The 997-nt window shown below is 26.2% G+C and carries 1 protein-coding gene; it reads left to right on the forward strand.

Annotated features, from left to right (window positions below):
* Window positions 1-24 precede the first annotated feature (24 nt).
* The gene (locus tag AC4AGG_RS16540) at window positions 25-837 is read left to right on the forward strand and encodes a hypothetical protein (RefSeq protein WP_489773124.1); all 813 of its coding nucleotides are present in this window, start codon (window positions 25-27) and stop codon (window positions 835-837) included.
* The last annotated feature ends 160 nt before the right edge of the window (window positions 838-997 follow it).

The following is a 997-nucleotide window of genomic DNA, read 5'->3' on the forward strand; positions in this document are numbered from 1 at the left end:
AGCTGTCATTTTATCAAAATTAGTGTGAAAAAGCAAGTCAAAACATTACCAATTTACACCGAAAATACACCTGAAAGAATTGAAAAAGTATTTTTATTTCGATATTTTTATATTTTGAAAAACGGCTATCAATTCTCAGAAGATGACTTTTATTCATTTTGTGCTTTTAATTTAAAGTTACTCGGAGAATCTAAAATTTCAAAAAAAATAAAGAATGAAATGTATGTAAACGGAGTTTTGAAGCAAGAGATTGATTTTGAATATCTAAAACTAAAAGGACATAAGAATCTTGATATTAATGAAAAAGAAAGATTTAAAATTTACAAAAAGAAAGTAATACAAGAAAGGAAAGAAATTATCAAAAAAGAAATTAGAAGAACAAATCTTAATGAAAAACTTGTTAGAAATATAAATTATGATAATTCGATTTTCTATAGAGAATTAATAAATCTGACAAATCAATTCCCAAACTCTTTGACTTTGATAGATTGGTATCTGCCAATTGTGTTGTCTTATAAATCTTTAATTCATATTTTTATCAAGCATGTAGAAGAAACAAAATTTGCTGATGGAAAATTTAAATATAGGAATTTTTTTGATTATGAAAAAAATGAAATAATAATACTCATCAAGGCGGTGATAAGAAAATATCAAAATGATATTCAAAGCCATTTTTTGATTAATTATTCATACTTGGTATTTGGAAAACATGATGAAATGAAAAATTATTACAAAAATTATAAAGACCCATTGCTTTACAATGGCGATAAATTTTCAATAACAATCGACTCATATGGAGAAATAACTCAATTTTATCAATTAAAAAACGACAGCTAACACTGTATTAGCAAAAGCGGGCTTGAACATCCAAATTGAAAATTTGAATATTCTTCGCCGCCACTGCTTTTCAATTCCACAATTTTTCGTAATTTAGTTTCATTGAAAAAGCATTGGCTTCGTTTGGTCGAAACTGAACTTGCAGTTCATTTTTCGCCCG

Source organism: Chryseobacterium sp. CG10_8 (genome assembly GCF_058117085.1).